Genomic DNA, 24,530 nt, shown 5'->3' with positions numbered 1-24,530 from the left:
GATGGAAAAAATCCTTATTATTAACACAGGTGGCACATTTAATAAACGCTACAATCCTCTCAAAGGTGAGCTTGAAGTTCCAGAAGATGGCATCGCAGTAGAGTCCATTTTACGTTACTGTTACAATACCTCGTATGAGCTTTTAAACATCATTCATAAAGACAGTCTAGAGATGAGCGAAGATGATCGTGAATTGATTGTAAAAACCATTCAATCTTCAAAGTGTTCTAAAATTTTAATCGTTCATGGTACTGATACCATGGATGTTACCGCTACTTTTTTAGCGTTACATGTAAAAGATAAGATCATTACCCTAACAGGTGCCATGGTACCTTTCAGTATTGATACCGTTGAAGCAACAAGCAATTTCATGATGGCTTTGGGTGACTTAATGTGCCGAGAAAAAAACGGGGTCAATCTTGCCATGCATGGGGCAATTGCAAGCCATGGAAATATCTATAAAAATAGACAAAAAGGGATTTTTGAGCTCTGCTAAAGGGCTCGGAAATCCTCTGTTTTACGAAACAAAAAGTGACTCATTACAATCACATAGTAGGGATAAATCACAACACCTAAAAAAGGTATCACTGTTAGTGCAAAACAGATCAAAGAAATCCCTCTCATTTGCCCCGCGTATAATTTCTTTAACGACAAATACTCTTCTTTAGAATTAATCATTGAAGCAACATCAAGTACCAAAAGTTTATGAAACAAATAAAACACAGGCACTAAAAGCACAAAGTTAAAGAGTGGAATAAAAATCAAAGGTGAGAGCAGTAAAAACATCAACGTTGTCCACAAAAGCGTTTTAAGCACTATCCACACGTAACTAAGCAAACCAATGCCTCGAAATGCCACACTGGGATAATAGAGTGTACCTATCTCTTTGATAAAATAGCTTGCAAATAGTCCAACGATAACCGAATAGACCATCAGAAAAAGATAGTAAACGACCATAGCAGATGTAAAGAAAAAGAGGATGGCTACAATCGTTTTGGTAATGAAGAGAAGCGAAATCATACTCAAAAACCAACTCTGTTCCACACTACCTTCAAAACTCTGTAAACTCTGTGCAATCCATGCGGACAAAGCGCCAACACCTCCAAAAATAAGCCAAATAGCACCTATAAAGACGAAGAGTGTGAAAATAAAAGAGAGGAGAGAAACGAGCAAAACTCTTGGAGAAAAGGTATCTCCAAGAGCCAATGTAAAAATATTCGTTTTGGGTGTTTGCTGTATCATCACAATTTACTGAATCGTTTGACCATTAACACTAATGGCGCCATTTTTCATTGCTATTTCGTAAATGAAAAAGTCACCTTCCTCTTTTCCTAATGCAAAATCTTCAGCAGATGTCAGACCCAAGCTCTCGAGGGTTGCACGATCTTCTTTATGAACCTTGACTTTGGAAGTAATATCTAAAAGCCCAAGAAGTGCTAGAGGACTTTGTTTGTCACTATAGTTATTTTCTGCCACAACCAATGTTGTATCAATACTGACATCTTTAAGATTGATCATCTCTGTACTAAACCCTTGAAGCGCAATCCCTAAATCAAGCTTCACACCATGATTGACAAGCGCTATAAAATCATCGATAAGAACTTTATCTTCAAGCGGTACTGTTCCAAGAAGCAACATATTATAATCAGCTTGTACTTTTTTCATTGTATCCGAGTTAATGCCTCGTAAGAAAAGTTTTGCAAAGAGTTTTTTAAGTGTGATATCTGCACTACTATTATTGACGGCGATATCATCAAACGTATAGTCTGCTTTGATTTGAAGATCTTTTTTGACATCTTCTACACTACTGTTGGCTTTGAGAGAACCTAGATCAAACTTTGCGTTGGTATATTCATCATTAATTTCAAAAGCGTACTTACCAATTTTAAGGTCACCTTTGTTATTGAGATCGTCTTGATAACTAAAGTTGTAAACAAAGTCTTGAAGCTCACTTTTAAACATAAACATATCACTGTTAATGCCAAAATTTTGTTTGCCAATACCAAGAACACCTTGAACACTACCACCATGTTCTGCTAGTGTCAGCATCTGTTTTTCCGTATTAATGCTCAGAACAGTACCTTCTGCTTTGATCTCTTCTTTGATGTCTTTAAATTTCACATCTTTGAGTTTTTGATCACTGCCAAATGTCATATCAAGCGCTAAAACACCTCGCGTTAAAAGGGGTAAAATGGCATCACTTGTCACTTTATCGTTTGCAATGGATTCTTGAATCGAACGTGGTAATTGATTAAGACTCAAAGAGACTTTAACATCACTGGGTAAAAAATTTGAATTCGTTATCTCACCACTAAATTTTAAACCATCAAAAGCATCATTGATGCCCTCATCAGTTTCCGTTTTCAAGCTTTCTGCAAAAAGCTTATATTGAGCATTCTTTTCAACCAAAGTAGTGAGTAAAAAGTCGCGTGCTTTTTTAGCATCAACGACTTCAAGACTAAAGGTTCTTGTACCCGTCAGGTAACCGCTTTTGCTCAAAATCTCCAGCTTTTGGCCATTTTTTTCAAGCAGAACTCTGTTGGTCTCTATACTGCTGTCAACTTTATGTGAAACAACAAGAGGTGTTACAGCTAATGCTGCCACCACGACAGATGAGATAACCAGATATTTTGTTTTTGACATACAGGGCCTTTATTATTTATAACCTATAACATAATAGGTATTTTTGTTAGGAACTTTTTCTAAAGTAATTTTGAACTTTGTGGCCCATTTACTAATTAGCTCATTCACCTCATCAATGAGATCTGCCCCTGTAGCTTCATTTTTGATTTTAAAGTAATCTTTATTACTAGAAAGCGCCACAAATGAGTGATAAACTTTGAGTGCATCATGTAAAGCAAGAAGATGTTTTTCAATATGTTCAAAGCCTACAGTATTGTTAATAACGCGCTCAAGTTGCGCTTGTGCATTTGGAGTAACCCCATAACCTAGTTGTGTTAAGATCGCCTGTTTTTCCATACGTTTTTTCCTTTTAATATTTTTTATTCTTCAAAAAGCAAAGTCTTCTAGCGTTTTTGTGCAATCAGTACATCTTCAATCATTTTTGAAATATCACCATCCAAAATATTGCTCACTTGAGAGTATGCAATATTGCTTCGAGTATCTTTCACTTGCTGATACGGTGCTAAAACATAACTGCGAATTTGATGTCCCCAGCCATTATCACTTTTTTCAACACCATCTTTCACGGCTTGCTGTTTTTCAAGCTCATATTCATACAAACGAGACTTCAACATTTTCATAGCTGTTGCTCTATTTTTGTGCTGAGATCTGTCATTTTGACACTGTACGACAATTCCCGTTGGCATGTGTGTGATACGAATGGCACTATCTGTTTTATTGACGTGCTGACCACCTGCTCCACCTGAACGGTACGTATCGACTTTAAGATCACGGTCTTCAATGACGATATCAATATCATCATCTACTTCAGGAGAAACCATAACAGAACTAAAGGATGTATGGCGTTTGGCATTGGCATCAAACGGACTAATACGCACCAAACGATGAATACCATTTTCGACCTTGAGGTAGCCATAAGCGTTTTCCCCACTGATAATAAAACTGACATCTTTCAGCCCAGCTTCTTCACCCTCTTGGTAGTCTAGCACCTCGACCTTAAAGCCTAAGCGCTCAGCCCATCTCAGATACATTCTGTACAAAATACTCGCCCAATCTTGGCTCTCTGTTCCTCCAGCACCTGGATGAATAGAAATAATAGCATTGTTATTGTCGTTTTCACCACTGAGCATCATTGCAATTTCTAAATTGGTAATGTGATCTTCCAAATGGTGTGCATCTTTATAAAGCTCTTCCAGTGTTGTTTCATCGTTTTCACTGTTTGCCATTTCATATAAATCTACGGCATCCACAACAACCGTATTTGCTTTGGTATAACGATTGAGTAAAGAGTTGAGTGCTGTTTTTTTCTTTTTTGTAGCTCTGCTGCTTTTTTTTGCATCATTCCAAAACTCAGGGTTTTGTTCAATCGTTTCGATCTCTTTAAGCCTTGAGATCAGCTCTTCTGGCTTAATAATCTGTGCGATGTTATCCACTTTCGTGGTTAATTTTTTTGAGAAGTTCGGTGTATTCGTAACTATCCAAATGGTTTCCTTTTGCTATAATACTCGCTTCAATTTAAGAGACCTCCAACAAAAGCCGTTTCTTAGAAGTCTAGTATTATATTTTACTCAAAAGTGCCTAAAATGAAAATAGTAAAAACGATTGATGAACTTAAGCTCGCTAGAAGCGAGTTAAAAGGTACCATAGGCTTTGTTCCAACCATGGGAGCATTGCACAATGGGCACCTCTCTTTAATGCAAAATGCTGTAGCTCAAAACGATCATGCCATTGTCTCTGTATTTGTCAACCCTACCCAATTTTTAGTAGGAGAAGATCTTAGTACCTATCCTAAGCGTACCCAAGCCGATATTAAAATTTGTGAACTTGCAGGCGTGAGTATTCTCTTTATGCCAACGCCTGAGGTCATGTACTCAAGCATGGAGCCCACCATCCTTGCACCCAGTGCTAAAGCCTATATTTTAGAAGGATTAGCACGTCCAGGTCATTTTGATGGTGTTTTACGCGTGGTGTTAAAGCTGTTTAATCTGACCAAACCAACACGTGCGTATTTTGGTAAAAAAGATGCACAACAGCTCTATTTGATTCAAAATATGGTCAAAAGTCTCTTTTTAGACTTAGAAATCGTACCGTGTGAAATCGTCAGAGAAGATGATGACTTAGCCCTTTCCAGCCGCAATGTCTATCTGAATGCCAAAGAGCGAAAAGAGGCACTTTTACTGTGCGAATCCCTGAAAGTGGCAACCCATGACATTATCGCTGGAGAGCGTAATATTGCGGCTATCAAAGCTGAAATGTTGCACACCCTAGAGCCTTTACATGTAGAATACGTGGAAATTTTAAATCGGGATTTTGATACAATAGAAACCATTGAAATAGGCAACTCCATCATTCTCGTCTGCGCCAAAGTTGGCACGACCCGCCTCATTGATAATTTATGGATTTAAAGCTAAAAACCTTTCTGCCTTGCTAAAGGCAAACTTGAGTGCCCCGTGGCAAACATAGTTTTTAACACTTTGCTTAAAAGTGTAAAACACGTTCTAAAAGAACTATTTTAAGGATAACATTGAAAAAATTACATCTCGTTTCATTAGGATGCAACAAAAATCTCGTTGACAGTGAAGTCATGCTTGGCAAACTTCAAGCCTATGAAATGTGCGATGACCCAAGTCAGGCCGATGTACTGATCGTCAATACGTGTGGTTTCATTGGACCTGCGAAAGAAGAGAGTCTTAACACCATTTTTTCACTGCATGAAGCCCGTAAAAAAGGCTCGTTGCTTGTGATGGCAGGCTGCCTTACCGAACGCTATAAAGAAGATTTGACGAAAGAGCTCAAAGAGGTTGATCTGTTTACTGGCGTGGGGGATTATGATAAAATTGATGAAATCATCGCACTTCGCCAAAACCGTTTTAGCCCTGCAACATACCTTTTAAACGAAGAAGAACGTGTTATTACAGGCTCAAACGCGCATGCGTATGTCAAACTTTCCGAAGGCTGTAATCAAGCGTGTAGCTTTTGCACCATTCCTGGCTTTAAAGGCAAACTCCATTCGCGTACGCTTGAATCACTGGTCAAAGAAGTTAAAGCTCTTGTAACTAAAGGTTTTTATGACTTTAGCTTTATCTCGCAAGATAGTAGCTCCTTTCTTCGTGATGTGGGCGAAAAAGAGGGTTTGATTAAGCTCATTGAGGCCGTAGAGCAGATTGAGGGCGTGAAAAGTGCGCGCATTTTGTATCTTTACCCAACGACAACATCCAATGCTTTAATTGAACGCATTATGAGCTCTCCCCTCTTTCATAATTACTTTGATATGCCGATCCAACACATCAGCGATTCTATGCTTAAACGTATGAAACGAGGGGCTGGACGTGAGCGTATCATTGAGCAACTTAACCTTATGCGCCAAGCGCCCAATAGCTTTATTCGCACCAGCTTTATTGTGGGTCATCCCGGGGAAAGCGATGCTGAATTTCAAGAGCTTTTGGACTTTACCAAAACGTTTGATTTCGACCGTGTGAACATCTTTGCGTATTCCGATGAAGAAGACACTTCCGCTTACGAAATGGACGAGAAAATCGACACTAAAATGATCAATAAACGCATTAAACAACTTGACAAACTCGTCCAAGCCAAAACAAAAAAAAGTTTTGAAAAAGAGGTTGGCAAAGAGGTCATTATCTTGGTTGAAGGCGAAAGTAGCGAACATGAGCTTTTCATGGGAGCGCGCGAGCTTCTCTGGGCACCGAGTATTGATGGCGAAGTCTTGGTTAATGACTCCGATATTGAAAATATTGAAGTAGGTAAGTGCTACCGTGCAACGATTACGGAGTGTGCGGGAGATCAACTCATTGCAACCATTACCTCTGTTGCATAACGCAACGATTAACCTTCTTAAAACATCCAAAAATCTTTTGGCATTCTCAGGCGGTGGAGACTCTACCGCCCTCTTCTTTTTACTGCTTGAGCAGAATATTCCTTTTGATATTGCTCATGTGAATTATCAAACAAGAGAGCAAAGTGACGTCGAAGAAGCATATGCAAAAAAACTTGCCGATACTTACAATAAACAACTTTTCACCTTTACATGTAAACTTGAAAATGCCAATTTTGAACACTCTGCGAGGAAAGAGCGTTATACCTTTTTTGAAAACATCATCCAAGAACATGGCTACAATTCACTTTTAAGCGCACACCATTTAAACGATAAACTTGAATGGTTCTTAATGCAGCTAAGTCGTGGTGCTGGGCTCATTGAACTATTGGGTATGCAAGAGATAGAAGCGCGAGAGCATTACACGATGATCCGACCTCTTTTACATGTCAACAAAAAAACACTTCAAGCCTATCTTGAAAATCATAAAATTACTTACTTTACTGACGAAAGCAACACCTCTTTCAAACACGTACGCAATCAATTTCGCCATCACTATGCCAATCCATTGATCGAAAATTATGCGGAGGGTATCGCTAAAAGTTTTCGCTATATGGAAGAAGACGCTAAACGGCTTTTACCCCATCAGGCTACTCGCATTAAAGACTTATTTCTCCTTCCCAAAGATGAAGATGACCTGATCAATATTCGTCATATTGATAAAATAGTCAAACTCCTCGGTATTCTCTTATCAAAAGCGCAAAGGGATGAGATTTTAAAAACGAAGAGCTGTGTGGTGGGTGGAAAAATTGCAGTCTGTTTTGAAGAAGAAATGATTTTGATAGCACCGTATCTCAAGCAAGCTATGGAGAAAAAATTTAAAGAGAGGTGCCGTCAAGCACGCATTCCTTCAAAGATTCGCCCTTACCTCTTTACTTCGCATATTGATCTTAGCGCGTTGCGTTTAGATCATACACTTTAATCTTAAAGGTAGAGCTAATATTCTCTTTTCCAGATTCTAAATGAATAGGAAAATCTGCTTGAACAATACTGGAATAACGGTTAAGTCCCTCTAAGAAGTTATAAAAATTTGTGGGTGTTTTCAATGTTGATGTTACATTGAGCTCGTACTCAACAAACTCTTTTTTATAGTCTGATTTGGTTACTTCTGTTAAAGAAACTTGCTTAAAGAATGTTCCCGCATAACGAATAAACTCTTCTTGTGTAAAAGGATGCTTGAACGCACTCATTATATGGACATTTTCTGCTTTGAGTTTGGAAAGCTCTGCTTCTCGCTCTAAGAAAAGGTTCTCAACTCTGGTTTTATGCACCAAGACCCGTTTATACTCTGCTTGAAGAACACGATGCTCTTTTACATTAGGAATAATGAGTAAGAAAACAAAACTAAAGGTAATGATGATAAACACCATCAAAAAAATGAGCAATTTCATAATATCTATTTTTTCTAAGCTTCTATCAAGGCTATTCACGGAAACCATCCTCGCCAAGAATTTTATTGATGCTCACAAAATTATACCAACCCTCTTTGGTTAAATAAAATGTCGTATTGCTCGTGTGAAAAATGGATTTTAAAGGAGCTGCTAACAAGAAATTAAAAGTGTCTTGTGTTGGTGAGACACCGTATAAAATAAGTGAGTTTCGCTCCATTTGAACTTTATTCAGCGTAATTTGATCCGGAACTAAATCAAAAAGATTTTTCATACTCTCTTTAAGCAGGGTATTATTGGAAAAGATCTCTTCAGAAATCGCTTTTTGGCGCAAAATAAGACCGATAGATTCATCATCTTCATCAATTTTTTTCTCTAGCATTTCACGCTCTTTCGTCAAATCAACGACACCATGTTTAAAAGAGCTCATCTCGATCACGATATAAAAATTGAAAATAATCATAAAGCAGGACATCAAGCTAATAAAAACAAGCCACATCTTACTAAAGAGTGAAAAGAAAGGTTTTGCGCGTGGTGCTATGAAACTTAGTCTCATTTAAAAACCTCTTTTATGGCTATATCGCACATGCGATCACTGACGTCTACTTTATGGATTTCAACATCCATCATCAATTCATCTTCAAGTTGACGAATTAAATCAGAACTAATCTCATAGCCATCAAAAATGATAATCTCATCAATAAATTCACTCACATACAAAGGGTTATGATAATACTCTTCAAGCGATGATTTGAGATATTTGTACACTAAAAGATCGCGCCCATAAAGCTCTAGGCTCATATCTTCTTCTTTAACATCCTTCATCTCTTTATAAGGACTTATTGCTTTATCATCAATATCTGAAAAGGAGTCAGTGGAGCGCAAATCATCAATATCTTCCAATTCGCCTAATTCCCCAAATTCACTGAGTTCTTCTATACCTTCATGCTCGGTATCTTCGTGCTCTTCGGCACTGATTTCTGGCATCTCATCAGAGCTAACAATATCATCTTCTTCTTGCTCATTTTCCCAATCGTTAACATCGTTACTGCGTGTAAATGAAATATCGCTTTGTGTCTTAAAAAAGGCTCCAAAGTGAAGCTGTTTCGCTTCAAAAATGGCTAAAACAAAAAAATCTTGGCAATTTAAAATATAACAGGTTGGTTTATTTTTAAGCTTTTGAGAAACAACAAAATCACTGAGTATAATAAAAGGCGAATACACAAGATCAAGTCCTACTTCAGAAAAAAGGTTTTTTGCCCATTTAATTTCAATATATGATGCGTATGCTGACCATTGATTAAACATAGCAACATGATGAACATTTTGTAAATCAATATTATGCTTATGAAAACTTGTATTGCCTGTTCCAGAGATAGCACCTTGTCCTAAAGAGCTTAATAAAAAAGCGATATACACAAATTGATACTCTTCTTGCAAAGAAATCAGATAATTTTCAAGTGATTTATCAAGCGCGTCAAGTGGAGGAGTCAACTCAAATGTTTTGGAAAAAGTTCTAATAATGGCACCATTTTTAAGTACCTTACAACTTAATGTACATTCTGTTTCACTTAACACAATAGCCACAAAAAGGTTCTGAAATTTTTTTCTGAAGAACAGTTCTTATGCCCATATTACTGACTCTTTGTTCACATTACGACTCTTGTGTTAATTTGAATTGATACTATATATTAGACTAATATTGCTTAAGTTTTGTAAAATATCAAGCAAAAGTAATACCATATCCCCAAAGGGACTTACACCGCATGCTCTAAAAGTCGCTTTTGGATCAATGATTTTGCCTCTTCAAGTGAGAGTTCATGAACATAGAAAGGATTACCAAAATAGAATTCTATCGTACAAAATGGTTTAGGAATACAAAAGCGATCCCAACTCTTCATGCTCCAATACGAGGTTGGATTGCAATTCATGGTAATAATCGGTACTTTTTTCATCATTGCAAGCACTGCGGCACCATCGGCTACACTGTGTCTTGGCCCTCTAGGTCCATCAGGTGTGAGAGCGATATCGCGTCCTTTTTGAAGTGACTTTAATGCCTGCCTTAAAACAGAAGCCCCTCCCTTGGATGAGCTTCCACGTATCGTTCCTCCACCAAAAAGCTGCATTAGCCTTGCGGCCAATTCACCATCAAAATGACTACTGACAATGGTATCAGCCTCTACACGTTTCGTATAGTATGTGTAAGCTGCGGCTGCCATAAGTATCTCTCCATGCCACAAAACATAGATACTCGGAGTAGCAGAACCATTCTGCGGACGATAAAATTTCTTTTTACATGTAAAGAATAAAAGTTTAATCAATGCATAAATAAGAGGTGGAACAATCCACACTAAGAGTTTACGTTTAAACTCTTTAGAGAACAATTTCGCCATAGAGGGAGAGACGTTTTGGGTTGGTAATTTTGATATTTACGGTTTGTCCCAATAAACTCTCATCACCTTTAATCTGAACCAGTGCATTATTGTCACTTCGTCCTGCCAAAAAACCACTATTACGCAGTTCATCAATATAAACAGGATAAATTTTATTGAGGTTTTTCGCGGCAATCTCATCTAAAATTTCATCTTGTAAAAGTTGTAATCGCTCTAAGCGCTTTGACCCTACTTCCGAATCGATTTGATTGGTAAACTCTGCCGCTTTGGTTAGAGGTCTTGGCGAGTATTTAAAGGCGAAAATCTGTTCAAATTTCACGTGTCGCATGACATCCAGTGTATCTTCAAAATCGGCATCACTTTCGCCTGGAAAAGCTACAATAATATCGGTACTAATAGAGACATCAGGAATCATTTCGCGAAGTTTTAACGCTCGATTTAAAAACCACTCTTTGCTGTATCCACGTTTCATCTGCTCTAAAATATGGGTTGAACCACTTTGCAATGGCATGTGCATTGATTTGCACACTTTTGGATTAGTCGCAAATGTCTCTAAAAATTTATCATCCATATGCAGTGGATGGGGAGAGGTAAAACGAATACGCTCCACTTCGGGGATTTCACTGATAAGATTTAAAAGGTCTGAAAAGTCCATTGTGTTCTGGACATTGCCACTAAAACGTCTGCCATAATTGTTCACATTTTGACCGAGCAAGAAAATCTCTTTAGCCCCATTTTGAGCAGCTTTACGCGCTTCGTTAACAATCAATTCTGCAGGGATGGAGATCTCATCGCCTCTGGTTTGAGGGACGATACAGTAGGTACATTTTTTATCACACCCAATGGAAATATTAACATACGCTTTATACAGACTATTACGGTACTCCCCAAAGGCGTATGTACTCTCGTCATAGTCAGTGTCGACACTTAAAAATTTTTCGGTATTAACGGCAGTGGAGATTTTGGAGACATTGCGTGCACCAATGACAAAACTCACATAGGGCGCCCGTCTAAAAATCTCTTTCCCCAAATGGCTTGCGGTACATCCGCATACACCAATTTTTGCACCCTCTTTTTTTTGAAGGTTGTACTTACCAATCTCTGAAAACAGTTTACTCACAGGCTTTTCGCGTACACTACATGTGTTGACCAAAATAAGATCTGCCTCTTGTAAACTATTGGTCAAGACATAATTTTCTTTATCACCTAGTTCGGCGATAATGTGCTCAGAATCTCGCACATTCATCGCGCAACCAAGTGTTTCTATATAAAGTTTCTTTTCCTCTAAAATACCCAAAATATAGCCTTAAAGGATATGTACTTCGTACATGTAATCGCTCTCACCCAAACCGTAGCGAATATCTCGTAAATAGACACTAAACCCTTGAGCCTCAAAGTGCTCCACTAAGCTTACGAGGTCTTTATGAGAGTTTTCTTTATCAAAATAGAAGATCTTTTGTCCCTCTTTTTCGATAATCTCAGTCACTTTTTCCAATGTAATTGTCTTTGGTTTTCCATTAATTTCATTTCGTGCTAATTTGATTTCCATTGTAAACCTCTTTTCTATCGCAAAAATTATCGTATGTGTACAACACGCACAAAGATATATCGCGAAGTATACTTTAATTTCAATAAATTCCTCATTAAAAGCAAACAACCCCCTTCTCATAAAGAAAAATAAAAGAAGATTTTAGTTATAATCCTTACTCTTCACCGCAATCGTTTAAATTTCCATTTTTGATTTTTCATCATTGCGATTACACCATGATATAAAAATACGTATCTTTATTAAGGAAACCTATGGAAAAAATTATAGACATTATAGAATCTATTGCCCATGAAAAAGGGTTGGATATTAACGAAGTTAAAAATACCGTTACACTTGCTCTTGTCAAAACAGCCAAAAGAATTTATGGTGCAGAATACGAATATGGCGCTGAAATTGATCCAGCAACTAAAACACTTAAACTCTATCAAAAAGTCATTGTCGTTGAACCTGATGATACAAGACTTTTAGAAGGTAATGAAAATTTTATTGCTATTAAAGACGCTAAAGAGGTTGACCCAGACATCGAAATTGGTGATGAACTCACGTATGAATTACCTCTTGATAACCTAGGTAGAACAGCCGCTGCAACGCTTCAAAAAGAACTTGAATACCACATTCAACGCTTACTTGAAAACAATATTTTTGAAAAATATCAAAAACTTGTAGGCAAAACTGTTTTCGGATCTGTTGTAAGAGTTGATAACGACGAAAATACGTATATTGAAATAGAAGAAATCCGAGCGGTATTGCCACGCAAAAACCGTATCAAGGGTGAAAAATTCAAAGTCGGAAACGTGGTTAAAAGTGTTATTCGAAAAGTTTTAATTGATAAATCACAAGGGATGTATGTCGAACTTTCTCGTACCAGCCCAAAATTTTTAGAATCTCTTTTAGAACTTGAAGTACCTGAGATTAAAGATGAACTTATTAAAATTATTGGCAGTGCTAGAATTCCAGGAGAACGTGCAAAAGTAGCTCTCAGTTCATTGCACCCTAATATTGACGCTGTTGGAGCAACTGTCGGTACAAAAGGTGTGAGAATTAATGCGGTCAGTAAAGAGTTACATAATGAAAATATTGACTGTATCGAATACTCCAATATCCCAGAAATCTTTATCGCACGTGCGCTTTCTCCTGCGATTATTTCTAATGTCAAAATTCAAAATGGTAAAGCCATTGTAACACTTCCGAGCGATCAAAAATCAAAAGCAATTGGTAAGAATGGTATCAATATTCGTCTTACATCAATGCTCACGGGATTTGAAATTGAATTGGTCGAGTCTGCTTCATCAACCCAAACAGCAGGTGAATCTTCCAATGATGACCAACTTGATCGTGATCCAAACGCCCTTAAAAATCTTTTTGGCGGACTTTAAGAACTTCTTTACATGTAAAGCTTTTTTGCTTTACATGTAAACCTTTTTTGTAAACCTACTCTGTCTTTTCTTTCACGTATTCAGCACCATGATTGACCTTCTCTTTGGTCCATTGGGCGCCATCTTTAGCATCTTTTTTTAATACCACCCCATGTCGCACAGCCACTCATTAATAAAACAGTTACTAGCACTAAAAGAATATTTTTCATTGTTGGCTCCTTTTAAAATTATTTATCCTCGTCGTTTAAAATGAGGATTGAGTTTTGTTAAAATCAAATCGGCAATCATATTGCCAAATAAAGTCAAGAAAGATGAAATAATCAGTATTCCCATAATCACAGGGTAATCCCTACTTAATGCACTTTGATAAAATAAGAGTCCCATACCGTTAATCGCAAAAATAGACTCTAAAATGACACTTCCACCAATCAACCCAGGAAGCGAAAGCCCTAGAATCGTAACAATCGGAGGAGAGAGATTGGGGAGAATAAAATGTGTTAAAAGTGCTCTTCCTTCAATGCCTCTACTTTTTGCAAAAAAGATATAATCACTCTTCAAAATATTGAGTGTCAAACTTCGCACATACAAAATCAAGCTACCAAGCCCACCAAAGACCATTACAAAGATAGGTAAAACAAGATGCCATGCCATATCAAGTATATAAATCATGCTATTACCATTGATACCTTGCGAATGTAGTCCTGAAATGGGGAAGAATTTCCATTGAACGGAAAATACAATCACCAAAAGAAGGGAGAGGTAAAAAGAAGGCATGGCATAGCTAATGAGCGCAAACTGTTTGATGCTTTTATCATACAAGCTTGATTGCTTCATAGCAGATTTTATACCCCAATACAAAGCCAGTATAAAGACAAAAATCAAACTCACAACATTCATCAAAAGGGTAATAGGAAGTCTCTCTAGAATCTCATCGCGCACAGCCTTACCACTAGCAAACGAGATACCAAAGTCGAGTTGGAGCATCGCTTTAAACCATGCAAAAAATTGTGCTGGTAAAGATTGATCGAGCCCATAAACATGTTTGAGTTGCTCTAATGCTTCAGGTGTGATGTTAGGATTGAGCTCACCACTGGCAAAGAAAGAGTTTGGAGCAAGATGAATTGCTCCAAAAGAGATCAACGAGATAATGCAGAGCATTAGTACTACATATCCAAGTTTTTGCAGCACTAATTTCATGCGTTTACCTTATTTTTGATTATCCCATGCTAGTACGGTATGACCTTCTGCATCAGTTTCATCCATACCCATACCCATGATGCTATACCCTGCATCGACATAGTGAACTTCACCGGTCACACAGCTTGAGAGATCACTTAAAAGATACATACCACTGTTACCCACTTCATCGGTCGTTACATTTTTACGAAGAGGTGCATTAATTTCATTCCAATTAAGGATCATTCTAAAATCACCAATACCACTGGCTGCCAATGTTTTGATAGGACCTGCACTAATCGCATTCACACGAATTCCTCGACGTCCAAGATCAACGGCAAGGTAACGTACGCACGATTCTAATGCCGCTTTTGCAACGCCCATTACATTGTAGTGAGGGACATAACGAGGTCCACCCAAGTATGTTAAAGTCAAAATAGAACCATTATCGTTCATCACTGGTAAACACGCACGTGAGAGTGAAACCAATGAATAGGCTGATGTACCAAGAGCAATATCAAAGGCTTCTTTAGTAGTATCGACAAATCTACCCGTCAAGGCCTCTTTAGGAGCATACGCAACAGAGTGAACCACAAAATCGATCTTTCCAAAATCTTTTTCCAACGAAGTTGTTAAAGCTTCCAAATGAGCTGGGTTATTGATGTCAAGCTCATACACTTTGTCACAACCAAACTCCTCAGCGATAGGACGTACTCTTTTTTCTAATTGCTCGTTTAAATACGTAAATGCTAACTCTGCACCTTGTTCTTTACATGCTTTTGCAATCCCATATGCAATCGATTTATTATTGGCAATACCTACGATAAGACCTTTTTTGCCTTTCATGATCATTCTCTAACTCCTCTTATTTTGTTACGTTATCTGCGATACGAATCATCTCGCAAAATGCTTTTTCATTCCAACTAGCTGTTCCTACTAAAACACCATCACATGCCTTTACATGTAAAATAGCGTCTATATTATCAACTTTTACACTACCCCCATACAACAGAGGTGTGCAGAGTTTTTCACGAAGTCGTGTTAAAACTTCTTCAATGTCTTCTAAACTAGCAGTGAGTCCTGTACCAATCGCCCAAACAGGCTCGTACGCAATGATGAGTTTGTCATAGTTAATTTCAATACCTTCAAATTGTTCCCAAAGATAACTCATGACAGCATCAATGCCTTGCACACGAATCTCAGCAGGCTCACCAATGCAGTAGATAATTTCTACTTCTCTTGCCTTCGCAAAATCATATTTTGTAGCGATAAAATTTTGTGATTCTTTAAGAATATGACGTCTCTCACTGTGCCCAATAAGCACCGTATCAATACCAAATTCTTCAAGCTGCTCAAAGCCAATTTCACCCGTATAAGAACCACTCTGTACCGGATAAAAGTTTTGTGCACCAACTTTGAGATTTGATACTTCATCAAAATGATCAAGCGCAGTAAAGGGTGCAAAGATACGTACCTGTTGTTCACTGTTTGTTTGCGAAATAAAGGATTGAATCTCTTTGATAAAAGCCTTTGCAGCGCCTCTGGTGTAGTTTGTTTTGAAATTTGAAGCAATAATCATGCTTACTCAGTCTCATCTTTACTTAAAACTTTAACACCTGGAAGCTCTTTACCTTCGATAAGCTCTAAACTTGCGCCACCCCCTGTAGAGATGAAGGTCATCTCATCAGCATCGCCTGCACGGGCAACCACATCGGCAGTATCGCCACCACCCACAACGGTTGTTGCGTGAGCTTCTGCAATCACATGGGACATTTTAAAACTACCTTTGGAAAATTTTTCAAGCTCAAAAACACCCATTGGCCCATTCCAGAGAATCGTTTGCGCATCCGCGAGTGCCTCTCTAAAAAGTCGAGATGTTGCAGGCCCAATATCTAAGCCCATCCAACCTTTTGGAATTTCTTGAACCGTCACAAACTTGATCGTAGCATCTTGAGAGCACGTTTGTGCGGCAACAACATCCACGGGAAGGTAAATTTTGACCCCTAAACGTTTAGCCTCTTCCATAACGCGGTTTGCTTCATCAAGTAATTCGTCTTCAACGATTGAATTACCAATATCCAGCCCTTGCGCTTTTAAGAAGGTAAACGCCATACCGCCACCAATAACAAGTTTATCAACACGAGGGAGTAAGTTGACCAGAGCTTGAAGTTTACCACTGACTTTACTACCACCGACAACGGCTACAAATGGGCGTGTTGGACGGCGAAGAAGGTTTTTAGAAAATTCAACCTCTTTTTGAAGGAGAAATCCTGCTGCAGAACTTTTTTCATTAAAATAGTGTGTAATTGCTTCAACGGAAGCATGTGCACGGTGGCATACACCAAATGCATCGTTGATGTACACTTCTGCCATATCAGCCAGCGCTTTTGCAAACTCTTCGTCATTAGCAGTTTCACCTTTACTGAAACGAAGATTTTCTAACAGTAAAATTTCACCCGGTTGTAAAGCCGCTGCTTTTTCCGTTGCATCTTTACCAATCACATCGGTCGCCAAAACGACCTCTTTGTCTAAAAGACGTTTTAGCCTCATCTGGACGGGAGCAAGTGAATATTTCTCATCCACAGCACCTTTTGGACGTCCCAAGTGACTTGCCAAAATGATAGAGCACCCATGATCTAAACAGTAACGAATGGTAGGAATCGCTGAACGTACACGTCTATCGTCCGTAATATTGGTGAACTCATCTAAAGGCACATTGAAATCACAACGAATAAAAACTTTTTTACCTTCAATATCCAAATCTCTAATGGAGCGAATCATTCCCTATCCTTTTATTTACTTACGTGGACTGCCATATCGATCAAACGTGTCGAATAGCCCCACTCATTGTCATACCATGCCATCACTTTGACCATATTGCCGCAAATAACTTGTGTCAAATCGACTGCAACAATGGAACTCCATGAAGTAGTCACGAAATCTTGAGAAACCCGTTGTTCAACATCGACTTCGAGAATACCCTTTAGTTTACCATTAGCATTTTCAGTAAAGAGCGCATTGATTTCTTCTTTGGTTGTCTCTTTCTTAAGGATAACATTAAGGTCAACCATTGAGACATTAGGCGTTGGAACACGTACGCTTTGTCCGTGTAAACGTCCTTTAAGGTGCGGAAGAACCAGGCCGATCGCTTTGGCAGCACCCGTACTCGTTGGGATCATATTCACAGCCGCTGCGCGTGCACGACGTAAATCATTTTTACGATGCTTCACATCTAAAATATTTTGATCATTGGTGTAAGAGTGAACCGTTGTCATCAAACCTTTGTCAATACCAAACGCATCATCGAGTACTTTTGCTACAGGTCCTAAACAGTTAGTTGTACAGCTAGCATTGGAGACGATGGCTTGCCCTGCATAGGTATGTTCATTGACACCTAAAACGAAGGTTGGTGTATCATCTTTTGCAGGGGCAGAAAGAACAACTTTTTTGACACCATTGTCAATAAACACCTGCATATCTTTTTGCGTTAAAAGCGCCCCCGTACATTCAAGCACGACATCCACGCCATAATCTGCGAAATTGAGCTCTTTGGCATCACGGGTTGAAAACATTTTAACGTTTGATTTTCCTATTTGCATATAATCATTTTCAAGCAATTCAACGTGACCTTGGAAAACACCATGGACACTATCGTATTTAAGTAGTTGTTTTGTGGTAGCACGTTCAGCTGTGTCATTCACACATACAAGCTCAACGTCATCGCGTGAATCAATAATTCTAGCAACACATCTTCCGATGCGACCAAATCCATTTATAGCAATTTTGAGTGCCATAGGTATTCCTTTTGATATAATAGTCGTTTTAATCCATACTCGCTTTTAGAAAAGCGAATTATTTTAGCAAAAATGATGTATAAAAAAGTTTAAAGTACATGGAGTCTTACAGTTGAATATAGCTATTTTTGGAGGTTCTTTCGATCCTCCTCACTCTGGGCACGAACTCATTGTTAAAAAAGCCCTTGAAATTCTTGATATTGACAAGCTTTTAGTCGTGACTACTTACCTCAGCCCTTTTAAAGAGAGCTTTTGCGCCCCCGCATCAATGCGCCAGAAATGGCTGGCTAAGATGTTTGAAGGTATGGAGAAGGTCGAAATTTTTTCCTATGAATGTGATCAAAAAAGGCAAGTTCCTACCATTGAAACTGTTTTACATGTAAAGAGTTTGTATCCAGAAGCAAAACTCTTTTTACTCGTTGGAAGTGATAGTTTTTCCTCTCTTCCTAAATGGAACCGCTATGATGAGCTTTGTAAGCTTGTTGAATTTGTAGTAGCACCCAGAGGAGAGTTTACTCCCCCAAAAGACTTGAAAATTTTACCAATTAATGTTAATATCAGTTCTTCAAAGCTCCGCTCATTTTTGGACCCAAGATTTATTCCAAAAGCCATCAAAAATGAAGTGATAGCGTTTTATACAAGGAATCCAATGGATAATAGAATTGAAAGAATCGTAACTGCTCTGAGCGATAAAAAAGCAGAAGATATACAAGTATTTGATATGAGTGGCAAAGATTATTTTGTTAACACCGTTGTTATTGCAACCACAATGGGTGAGCGACACGGGCTTTCACTTTTAGATCATCTCAAAACAGAGCTCAAAGGCGCAGGTGAAAGCTTTTTAAATGTTGATGCCGATGATAACTGGACGGTGATTGATATGGGGGATGTACTCATTCATCTTATGACACCACAGTATCGTCTCAAATATAACTTAGAACTCTTTCTCAAAGAAAGAGAAGAAGAGATGAAAAAAGTAAGAAGCGTAGAATAGTCTACGCCTTCTCTTTACATGTAATTTAAATCTATTCGATTTTCACAGCCTCTCAAACGATAAGAATAAACAATCCTCCGCCTTGTAATCTTTTTGTGATATAAAAATATAGTATTAAGCTCTTCTTCTCTATACTAATATTTCCCATATGCATATAGTATCAAATATAAGGAATCACTGAATAAACAGATGAAAATTATTTTATTGATTGCATTAAGTGTCGGTCTACTCTTAGCTGACACACTCGACTCTTTACTTCAAGAATATAAAACAACTTCTGATAATTCATTGCAAACCGTCAATGAAAAAATTGGGCATGTCGTTATTTATTCGCAAAAAGAAATTCGATTGATGCAGTACACTAAACTCAACGATATTTTAAAAGAACTCCCTCTTCTTAACGTTAATACCAACCAATTTGGATTGACCAATTACTCTCTTATCGGTTCCAAAACAACAACCAGCGGCTTCTTTAGATTTTTCATTAATGACCATGAGATCAGTTCAGGTTACGATCAATCCACTTCACTCTCTTGGAGCGATTTACCTTTAGATTTTGTTGATCACGTTGAGATTTACTATGGTGAGAGCTCCTTTTCCTTTGGGAATGAAACAGGTATCTATTTTGTACGTATTTACACCAAATCAGCGCTGAAAGAGAATGGCTCTGAACTCAATGGATTGATCACAACAAAAGGTTCTCATTCAGAAAGTTTTACCAACTCTTCAAGTTTGGAAAATGGTTGGTCTTATTTAATGTTTCTCAACCATGAACAGATTAAATATACAACACTTTACGATGGTCATAAACTTAATACCAATGGCGATAAGAAATATCTTTATGCCGACGTTAGCAATGAAACGACAAAAATCAACATGGGCTATACGGATGTTTCTAAAAATAATTATGCGGGACTCGCCCTTGATGCTACACCTGATAGTGGACAAAATCTCTCCAAAGATTTTTTCATTAACTATACACACTATTTTCTAGACGACAAGTCGCTTAAAGCCAACCTCTCTGTCGATGTGAATGATCGAAGTTATGATGAAGCAAATGCGCAAGGTATAGGACTGATCCCTGTTTTAAATTTCTCCAATCTTGGGGCAACCATTCCTAAAAATTTTAACGAAGATCTATGATTTTTCAAAACCAATGCCTATCTTTCTAAATCATTTGATGTTGAAGACAATTCATTCATCGCAGCACTCAATGTTAAAAACAAAACCTATGATGTGCAAAACCGTGAAACCACCAATTTCATGAATCAAACACGCAATGTAGGAAACTATAACGCTTTTGATGAAGAGACCACTTCATCGATACTCTTTCAAGACAATTATAAACTAAACGATACACTTATTTTAGTGGCTAATGCAAAACTTGATTCCTATGATCGTAATGCCTACCTACAAGACAGTACAGAGACGCTTTTAAGAGTTGGCGCTATCTATACCCCAACCGAAAATTGGGGATTTAAAAGTTTTTATACCCAAACAGCCCTTCCTCCATCTTTTTACAATGTCGATTATGCCGATAGAACTAAACCCAATCTCAAATCTCAGCAGTATTATATCTATACCCTCGAGGCGGTTTATACCGAAGGAGATTCCAAATTTGGCATTAACTACAATCATGTTGATATGGATAATTTTCTCTATCTTACTCCTGTTGGATTTATCAATATTGACCGTACTATCACCACAAATGGGCTCATCTTTGACTACGAGTATAGCTTTTCCAATAGGGACAAAATCAAACTCAATTACTATACTTCCAATTTGAGTGAGACCGTCAATAACTCAACCAAAGGCGGTTTTATCAAATTTATGGGTGGGTATCAAAAGTTTGATTACTTCACTTCAGTGATCTATCGAAATGGCTATGAATACCTTAATCTTGATATTCCCAATAGCTTTGATATGAGCCTTGGTGCGACCTATCATGTCACAAAAGATTTGAGTTATAGTATTAAAGCAAGCAACATTTTAGATAAATCGACAAAGTCACTGTATTTAGAAAATTTTGGAAAAACCAATTTTGCATTAGATGACAATGATCGAAGTGTCACTCTCTCCTTTAGGTGGGTTTTCTAATGAAAAGACTCATCCTTCTTTTAACTTTTTTTGGCCTTTTATCGGCAGAAAACTATACTTTTTTGGTTCAACCTTACAGCAAAGAGATAGAACTTGAGGCGAAAATCATCTCTGAAATTGCAACATCCTCTCTTCATGAAGAGATCAAACTTTTTATTCCAAATATGTCAGAGATGGAGAAGAAAGTCTATTCTCAATATTTTACGCTCACTCAAAAATGTGAAACATCAAACTTTGTTTTTGTCAATAAAACGGTTGATCGTGAGACGTTATGCGACAATACTAAAAGACTCTTTTTTACAAATAACTATCGTAAATTATTATCAGATGACAAATACTATGGAGCACTTTTTTGGAACAAGAGTAGGCCTAATATTGTTTTTATTAAAAATAGACTTGACAAGAAGGCTATTGTCTTGCCTTCCACCTTCAATCAATTTATAGAAGGAATCTAATATGGATAGCGACAAGCTCTTTTTTAAATATCCATTCTATTTCATTTTTCCAACGTTTATTATTGCGACCATTTTAGGACTCGTGCTTTTTTCAACAGCCAATCTGGAACAAAGCATTGAAAAAAAGCTATTTGAAATTTCAATTTCTGACGTATTTTCGATTACCAATAACAGTGCTTCATCAATCCAATCTCTCTTAAAAGAGAGTACCGATTATACTTCTGATATCAAACTTAATAGTGCGCTTCAACATAAAATTGAGGAGAGCTTAAAAACCTTAATCACCCCCAATATAAAATATGCCTATCTTTTGTACAGAGACAGCCGAGGTGTATTTAGATTTCTAGGAGATGCTTCTAAGCATGAGGATAAGGCATTTATCGACCAAAAATTTGATGCTGATAGCCCCGAATGGCTTGATATTTATGCCCAGAAAAAAGCTTTGATTATACGGCATTCAATGCTCCAACAACTCTCAATGAGCTACCTTGTTCCCATTATGTATCAAAACAATGTCGAACTTATTTTAGCCATTGATTTTTCCATCCAAAAAGTTGAAGAAATTAACCAAATCATTCATATGATACAAAATGGTATTTTCGTAGTTATGGCAGTTATATTTATTATCTTGTTCTTTGTCATTATTCAAGCAGTACGATTTCGAGCCGTTAAAAAAACTGCTTTTATTGATAAACTCACCAATGTATACAACCGAAATTATCTTCAAAAATATGAAGATTTCATTAATCTCAATGACTATATTTTAGCAACCTTGGATATTGACTACTTTAAAAAAGTCAATGATACTTACGGGCATGATGCCGGTGATAAAGTTTTAAAACAAGTTGCCGACACAATCTTACTCGCTATTCGCCATAAAGATGATATCGTCATACGTTATGGGGGCGAAGAATTTTTAATTTTGGCCAAAACGCGTAGAGATGATCACTTAGGCGCACTGAATGTTATTGAAAGGATTTCTCATACAATTCAAGAAACGAGATTTCATATTTCTTCCAATGAATCGATCAAAGTCACTGTCTCTATTGGGGTTAATTTAGTACCATACAAATCAAGAACCTTCTCTGAAGCCTTTAAGCTAGCCGATATAGCACTCTACAATGCTAAAAATAAAGGTAGAAATACGATCGATATTTACGATGAAAATGAATATACCCAAAATCTATGCCTATCACTCAATGAAATAAAAGCAGCCATTGAAGAAAATAGAATCCTTTGCTACTATCAAGCCATTGTTGACACACAAACACAAAAGTTATCGCACTATGAAGCTTTACTTCGCATTATTGATAAAAATGGCTCCATTATCTTACCTGAAAAAATTCTCCCAACGATCAGAGGAACTTTTGTTCTACGAAACATTACGAAAGAAGTATTACGAATTTGTTATGAACAGTTAGTCGAAAAACCATCTATTGCTATTAATATCAATCTAAATCCTCATGATATTATTGATGAAGCAATCCTTACTCTTTTAAAGAGTTATGCAAAGCAAAAAAATATCGCTCACAGAATGGGATTAGAAATCATAGAGAGCGAAGAGATAACCCATCGAGATGATGCAAAAAACAATCTTTTGATGCTCAAAAAATTGGGATATCGAATTTTGATTGATGATTTTGGCAGTGGCTACTCCAATTTTATCTATCTTACAGAAATTAAAACTGACTTCATTAAAATTGATGGCACTATCATTCAAAAGATTTTGGATGATAAAATCTCATTTTTACTGGTTAAAAACATTGTCTCTTTTGCCAAAGAAGCGCATATAAAAGTTATTGCGGAGTATGTTAGCAATGAGATGATTTATGACAAAATAAAATCTTTAGGAATTGAGTATTCACAAGGTCTCTTTTTCGCTGAACCAACCCCTTCAATAGCCTCCTAATATCTTTACATGTAAAGATTAAAACCAGCTACTTTGATCAATCTTTTTTTCCAATACATTTTCGATTTTATCATCCAACTCATATAAAAAATCGAATCCACTACGGCGTTCCACTTCATCAATACTCACCAAATACTTTTCCAAACGATCATTTCCCTTTGCATTTTGAGGAATGATAAACGAAAGTGTTTTGATCTCTCCACTTTGTTCTATCCCCACATAGATTTTATAAAAGGCATCGGGGATTTCAATAAAACGAGAACTTTTTAAGTGTGTGGTTTTAAAATCAAAAAGAGGACCCGTATAAACCCAAAGCTCTTTAAATTTTGGAGCAAAGGATTCTAACTCTATCGCTTCAAGATGTTGCCAGAGTTTTTGATTTAGCATTGGTTTTTGAGGTGTAATATTCGTCATCAAAAAGGTCTCTTCTTGCGCTTCTTTGCCATATAAAAGAGCAATTGCATGATTCGGAGCCATATGACCTCTATCATAACCACTATTGACATAATCGCTTGATGTAATCAATCCCATATTACGCCAATCCGCATTAAAACTATCCGGTCGTTTGAGAGGTGATACATTTTGAAAAGGAGGTGTGAGCTTGTAAACGACCCATAAGGGATTTCCTCTTAGGTCAGAATAGCCTACCATATAAGCTCGATTACGAAAGATTCGCGTGTATGTTTCTAAAGAGCTTTCTATTGCTTTTGGTACGCCTTGAAAGACCATTGTATCACGTGCAATAAAAAACTCATACGAGTATGATAGCCCTCCTAAAAGAAGTGCTAAAAGAAAAGCTTTGGGATTTTTAATTAAAAAAGAGATAATAGAAGCAATAAAGTGTGATCTATTCACGATCACACT

General features: G+C 37.4%; 26 protein-coding genes. 10 read left to right on the top strand and 16 right to left on the bottom strand.

The window, feature by feature from the left end:
• Position 1: 1 nt before the first annotated feature.
• Positions 2-496, top strand: coding sequence for an asparaginase domain-containing protein (locus tag Sdiek1_RS02715; RefSeq protein ID WP_087437789.1), 495 nt, complete (start codon positions 2-4; stop codon positions 494-496).
• Here the strand turns inward: Sdiek1_RS02715 and Sdiek1_RS02710 are convergent.
• From Sdiek1_RS02710 to prfB, 4 genes are all read right to left on the bottom strand, one after another.
• Complete coding sequence (locus Sdiek1_RS02710; RefSeq protein ID WP_087437788.1) at positions 493-1,242, bottom strand: EI24 domain-containing protein; 750 nt, start codon at positions 1,240-1,242, stop codon at positions 493-495. The genes Sdiek1_RS02715 and Sdiek1_RS02710 overlap by 4 nt on opposite strands.
• 6 nt (positions 1,243-1,248) lie before the next feature.
• On the bottom strand, positions 1,249-2,643 hold the full coding sequence (locus Sdiek1_RS02705; RefSeq protein ID WP_087437787.1) for a YdgA family protein: 1,395 nt from the start codon (positions 2,641-2,643) through the stop codon (positions 1,249-1,251).
• A 12-nt stretch (positions 2,644-2,655) separates the two neighbouring features.
• The gene (locus Sdiek1_RS02700) at positions 2,656-2,979 is read right to left on the bottom strand and encodes a hypothetical protein (protein ID WP_087437786.1); all 324 of its coding nucleotides are present in this window, start codon (positions 2,977-2,979) and stop codon (positions 2,656-2,658) included.
• A gap of 47 nt (positions 2,980-3,026) precedes the next feature.
• Positions 3,027-4,125, bottom strand: a protein-coding gene (gene prfB / locus Sdiek1_RS02695) for a peptide chain release factor 2 (RefSeq protein ID WP_121495798.1) whose coding sequence is annotated in 2 segments (ribosomal slippage) — positions 3,027-4,094 and positions 4,096-4,125 — 1,098 coding nt in all. Because the reading frame shifts where the segments join, the coding sequence is not laid out codon by codon here.
• Positions 4,126-4,226: 101 nt separating this feature from the next.
• Here prfB and panC point away from each other — a divergent pair.
• The 3 genes from panC to tilS all read left to right on the top strand — a co-directional run bounded on the left by panC (position 4,227) and on the right by tilS (position 7,457).
• A complete protein-coding gene (panC, locus tag Sdiek1_RS02690; RefSeq protein WP_087437785.1) occupies positions 4,227-5,048 on the top strand; it encodes a pantoate--beta-alanine ligase in 822 nt (273 codons plus the stop codon).
• A 119-nt stretch (positions 5,049-5,167) separates the two neighbouring features.
• Entirely contained in the window at positions 5,168-6,478 is a 1,311-nt protein-coding gene (gene rimO, locus Sdiek1_RS02685; RefSeq protein WP_087437784.1) for a 30S ribosomal protein S12 methylthiotransferase RimO, read from the top strand.
• On the top strand, positions 6,417-7,457 hold the full coding sequence (gene tilS / locus Sdiek1_RS02680; RefSeq protein ID WP_238099115.1) for a tRNA lysidine(34) synthetase TilS: 1,041 nt from the start codon (positions 6,417-6,419) through the stop codon (positions 7,455-7,457). Before rimO ends, tilS begins: the two co-directional genes overlap by 62 nt.
• Here tilS and Sdiek1_RS02675 read toward each other — a convergent pair.
• The 6 genes from Sdiek1_RS02675 to Sdiek1_RS02650 all read right to left on the bottom strand — a co-directional run bounded on the left by Sdiek1_RS02675 (position 7,426) and on the right by Sdiek1_RS02650 (position 11,865).
• The gene (locus Sdiek1_RS02675) at positions 7,426-7,965 is read right to left on the bottom strand and encodes a hypothetical protein (RefSeq protein WP_087437782.1); all 540 of its coding nucleotides are present in this window, start codon (positions 7,963-7,965) and stop codon (positions 7,426-7,428) included. The genes tilS and Sdiek1_RS02675 overlap by 32 nt on opposite strands.
• Positions 7,958-8,479, bottom strand: a complete 522-nt coding sequence (locus Sdiek1_RS02670) for a PilN family protein (protein WP_087437781.1) — start codon at positions 8,477-8,479, stop codon at positions 7,958-7,960. Before Sdiek1_RS02670 ends, Sdiek1_RS02675 begins: the two co-directional genes overlap by 8 nt.
• Positions 8,476-9,501, bottom strand: coding sequence for a DUF8341 domain-containing protein (locus tag Sdiek1_RS02665; RefSeq protein WP_501207409.1), 1,026 nt, complete (start codon positions 9,499-9,501; stop codon positions 8,476-8,478). Before Sdiek1_RS02665 ends, Sdiek1_RS02670 begins: the two co-directional genes overlap by 4 nt.
• A gap of 179 nt (positions 9,502-9,680) precedes the next feature.
• Complete coding sequence (locus Sdiek1_RS02660; protein ID WP_087437779.1) at positions 9,681-10,316, bottom strand: lysophospholipid acyltransferase family protein; 636 nt, start codon at positions 10,314-10,316, stop codon at positions 9,681-9,683.
• Entirely contained in the window at positions 10,297-11,562 is a 1,266-nt protein-coding gene (gene miaB / locus Sdiek1_RS02655) for a tRNA (N6-isopentenyl adenosine(37)-C2)-methylthiotransferase MiaB (protein ID WP_238099257.1), read from the bottom strand. The genes Sdiek1_RS02660 and miaB overlap by 20 nt, the downstream gene beginning before the upstream one ends.
• A 60-nt stretch (positions 11,563-11,622) precedes the next feature.
• Positions 11,623-11,865, bottom strand: coding sequence for an HP0268 family nuclease (locus tag Sdiek1_RS02650; protein WP_087437777.1), 243 nt, complete (start codon positions 11,863-11,865; stop codon positions 11,623-11,625).
• 251 nt (positions 11,866-12,116) lie between these two features.
• On the opposite strand from Sdiek1_RS02650, the gene nusA reads away from it, so the two are divergent.
• The gene (gene nusA / locus Sdiek1_RS02645) at positions 12,117-13,241 is read left to right on the top strand and encodes a transcription termination factor NusA (RefSeq protein WP_087437776.1); all 1,125 of its coding nucleotides are present in this window, start codon (positions 12,117-12,119) and stop codon (positions 13,239-13,241) included.
• A gap of 231 nt (positions 13,242-13,472) precedes the next feature.
• On the opposite strand, the gene Sdiek1_RS02640 is transcribed toward nusA, so the two are convergent.
• The 5 genes from Sdiek1_RS02640 to gap are packed head-to-tail and all read right to left on the bottom strand — an operon-like array spanning position 13,473 to position 18,211.
• Positions 13,473-14,438, bottom strand: coding sequence for an ABC transporter permease (locus tag Sdiek1_RS02640; protein ID WP_087437775.1), 966 nt, complete (start codon positions 14,436-14,438; stop codon positions 13,473-13,475).
• A 9-nt stretch (positions 14,439-14,447) separates the two neighbouring features.
• Entirely contained in the window at positions 14,448-15,269 is an 822-nt protein-coding gene (gene fabI, locus Sdiek1_RS02635) for an enoyl-ACP reductase FabI (RefSeq protein WP_087437774.1), read from the bottom strand.
• Positions 15,270-15,282: 13 nt separating this feature from the next.
• Entirely contained in the window at positions 15,283-15,996 is a 714-nt protein-coding gene (locus Sdiek1_RS02630; RefSeq protein ID WP_087437773.1) for a triose-phosphate isomerase, read from the bottom strand.
• A 2-nt stretch (positions 15,997-15,998) separates the two neighbouring features.
• The gene (locus Sdiek1_RS02625) at positions 15,999-17,198 is read right to left on the bottom strand and encodes a phosphoglycerate kinase (protein WP_087437772.1); all 1,200 of its coding nucleotides are present in this window, start codon (positions 17,196-17,198) and stop codon (positions 15,999-16,001) included.
• An 11-nt stretch (positions 17,199-17,209) separates the two neighbouring features.
• Positions 17,210-18,211 (bottom strand): type I glyceraldehyde-3-phosphate dehydrogenase, encoded by a 1,002-nt coding sequence (gene gap, locus Sdiek1_RS02620; protein WP_087437771.1) that lies wholly within the window; start codon positions 18,209-18,211, stop codon positions 17,210-17,212.
• 112 nt (positions 18,212-18,323) lie between these two features.
• Here gap and nadD point away from each other — a divergent pair, with 112 nt between their 5' ends.
• The 5 genes from nadD (at position 18,324) to Sdiek1_RS02600 (ending at position 23,666) form a co-directional block, all read left to right on the top strand.
• The gene (gene nadD / locus Sdiek1_RS02615; RefSeq protein WP_087437770.1) at positions 18,324-19,205 is read left to right on the top strand and encodes a nicotinate (nicotinamide) nucleotide adenylyltransferase; all 882 of its coding nucleotides are present in this window, start codon (positions 18,324-18,326) and stop codon (positions 19,203-19,205) included.
• 189 nt (positions 19,206-19,394) lie between these two features.
• The gene (locus Sdiek1_RS15080; protein ID WP_238099111.1) at positions 19,395-20,348 is read left to right on the top strand and encodes a TonB-dependent receptor; all 954 of its coding nucleotides are present in this window, start codon (positions 19,395-19,397) and stop codon (positions 20,346-20,348) included.
• A gap of 57 nt (positions 20,349-20,405) precedes the next feature.
• Positions 20,406-21,302, top strand: a complete 897-nt coding sequence (locus tag Sdiek1_RS15075) for a TonB-dependent receptor domain-containing protein (RefSeq protein WP_238099255.1) — start codon at positions 20,406-20,408, stop codon at positions 21,300-21,302.
• Positions 21,302-21,757 carry a hypothetical protein gene (locus Sdiek1_RS02605; RefSeq protein ID WP_087437769.1) on the top strand — a complete coding sequence of 152 codons (456 nt, stop codon included), beginning with the start codon at positions 21,302-21,304 and terminating at the stop codon, positions 21,755-21,757. The genes Sdiek1_RS15075 and Sdiek1_RS02605 overlap by 1 nt, the downstream gene beginning before the upstream one ends.
• Position 21,758: 1 nt before the next feature.
• Positions 21,759-23,666, top strand: a complete 1,908-nt coding sequence (locus Sdiek1_RS02600) for an EAL domain-containing protein (protein ID WP_087437768.1) — start codon at positions 21,759-21,761, stop codon at positions 23,664-23,666.
• A gap of 18 nt (positions 23,667-23,684) precedes the next feature.
• Here the strand turns inward: Sdiek1_RS02600 and Sdiek1_RS02595 are convergent, their stop codons facing one another.
• Positions 23,685-24,521, bottom strand: coding sequence for a DNA/RNA non-specific endonuclease (locus tag Sdiek1_RS02595; RefSeq protein ID WP_087437767.1), 837 nt, complete (start codon positions 24,519-24,521; stop codon positions 23,685-23,687).
• Between the last annotated feature and the right edge of the window lie 9 nt (positions 24,522-24,530).

This window comes from Sulfurospirillum diekertiae (assembly GCF_002162315.1).
Classification (GTDB): domain Bacteria; phylum Campylobacterota; class Campylobacteria; order Campylobacterales; family Sulfurospirillaceae; genus Sulfurospirillum.
Note: the sequence above shows the minus strand (reverse complement) of the source record. Positions and strands in the feature narration are given on the sequence as shown.

Bases quoted from the DNA above. Each gene is read 5' to 3' on its own strand.
- Sdiek1_RS02715 (WP_087437789.1), top strand. From the start codon at position 2: ATGGAAAAAATCCTTATTATTAACACAGGTGGCACATTTAATAAACGC.
- Sdiek1_RS02710 (WP_087437788.1), bottom strand. From the start codon at position 1,242: ATGATACAGCAAACACCCAAAACGAATATTTTTACATTGGCTCTTGGA.
- Sdiek1_RS02705 (WP_087437787.1), bottom strand. From the start codon at position 2,643: ATGTCAAAAACAAAATATCTGGTTATCTCATCTGTCGTGGTGGCAGCA.
- Sdiek1_RS02700 (WP_087437786.1), bottom strand. From the start codon at position 2,979: ATGGAAAAACAGGCGATCTTAACACAACTAGGTTATGGGGTTACTCCA.
- panC (WP_087437785.1), top strand. From the start codon at position 4,227: ATGAAAATAGTAAAAACGATTGATGAACTTAAGCTCGCTAGAAGCGAG.
- Sdiek1_RS02670 (WP_087437781.1), bottom strand. From the start codon at position 8,479: ATGAGACTAAGTTTCATAGCACCACGCGCAAAACCTTTCTTTTCACTC.
- Sdiek1_RS02660 (WP_087437779.1), bottom strand. From the start codon at position 10,316: ATGGCGAAATTGTTCTCTAAAGAGTTTAAACGTAAACTCTTAGTGTGG.
- miaB (WP_238099257.1), bottom strand. From the start codon at position 11,562: ATGAATGTGCGAGATTCTGAGCACATTATCGCCGAACTAGGTGATAAA.
- Sdiek1_RS02650 (WP_087437777.1), bottom strand. From the start codon at position 11,865: ATGGAAATCAAATTAGCACGAAATGAAATTAATGGAAAACCAAAGACA.
- nusA (WP_087437776.1), top strand. From the start codon at position 12,117: ATGGAAAAAATTATAGACATTATAGAATCTATTGCCCATGAAAAAGGG.
- Sdiek1_RS02640 (WP_087437775.1), bottom strand. From the start codon at position 14,438: ATGAAATTAGTGCTGCAAAAACTTGGATATGTAGTACTAATGCTCTGC.
- fabI (WP_087437774.1), bottom strand. From the start codon at position 15,269: ATGATCATGAAAGGCAAAAAAGGTCTTATCGTAGGTATTGCCAATAAT.
- Sdiek1_RS02630 (WP_087437773.1), bottom strand. From the start codon at position 15,996: ATGATTATTGCTTCAAATTTCAAAACAAACTACACCAGAGGCGCTGCA.
- Sdiek1_RS02625 (WP_087437772.1), bottom strand. From the start codon at position 17,198: ATGATTCGCTCCATTAGAGATTTGGATATTGAAGGTAAAAAAGTTTTT.
- gap (WP_087437771.1), bottom strand. From the start codon at position 18,211: ATGGCACTCAAAATTGCTATAAATGGATTTGGTCGCATCGGAAGATGT.
- Sdiek1_RS15080 (WP_238099111.1), top strand. From the start codon at position 19,395: ATGAAAATTATTTTATTGATTGCATTAAGTGTCGGTCTACTCTTAGCT.
- Sdiek1_RS02605 (WP_087437769.1), top strand. From the start codon at position 21,302: ATGAAAAGACTCATCCTTCTTTTAACTTTTTTTGGCCTTTTATCGGCA.
- Sdiek1_RS02600 (WP_087437768.1), top strand. From the start codon at position 21,759: ATGGATAGCGACAAGCTCTTTTTTAAATATCCATTCTATTTCATTTTT.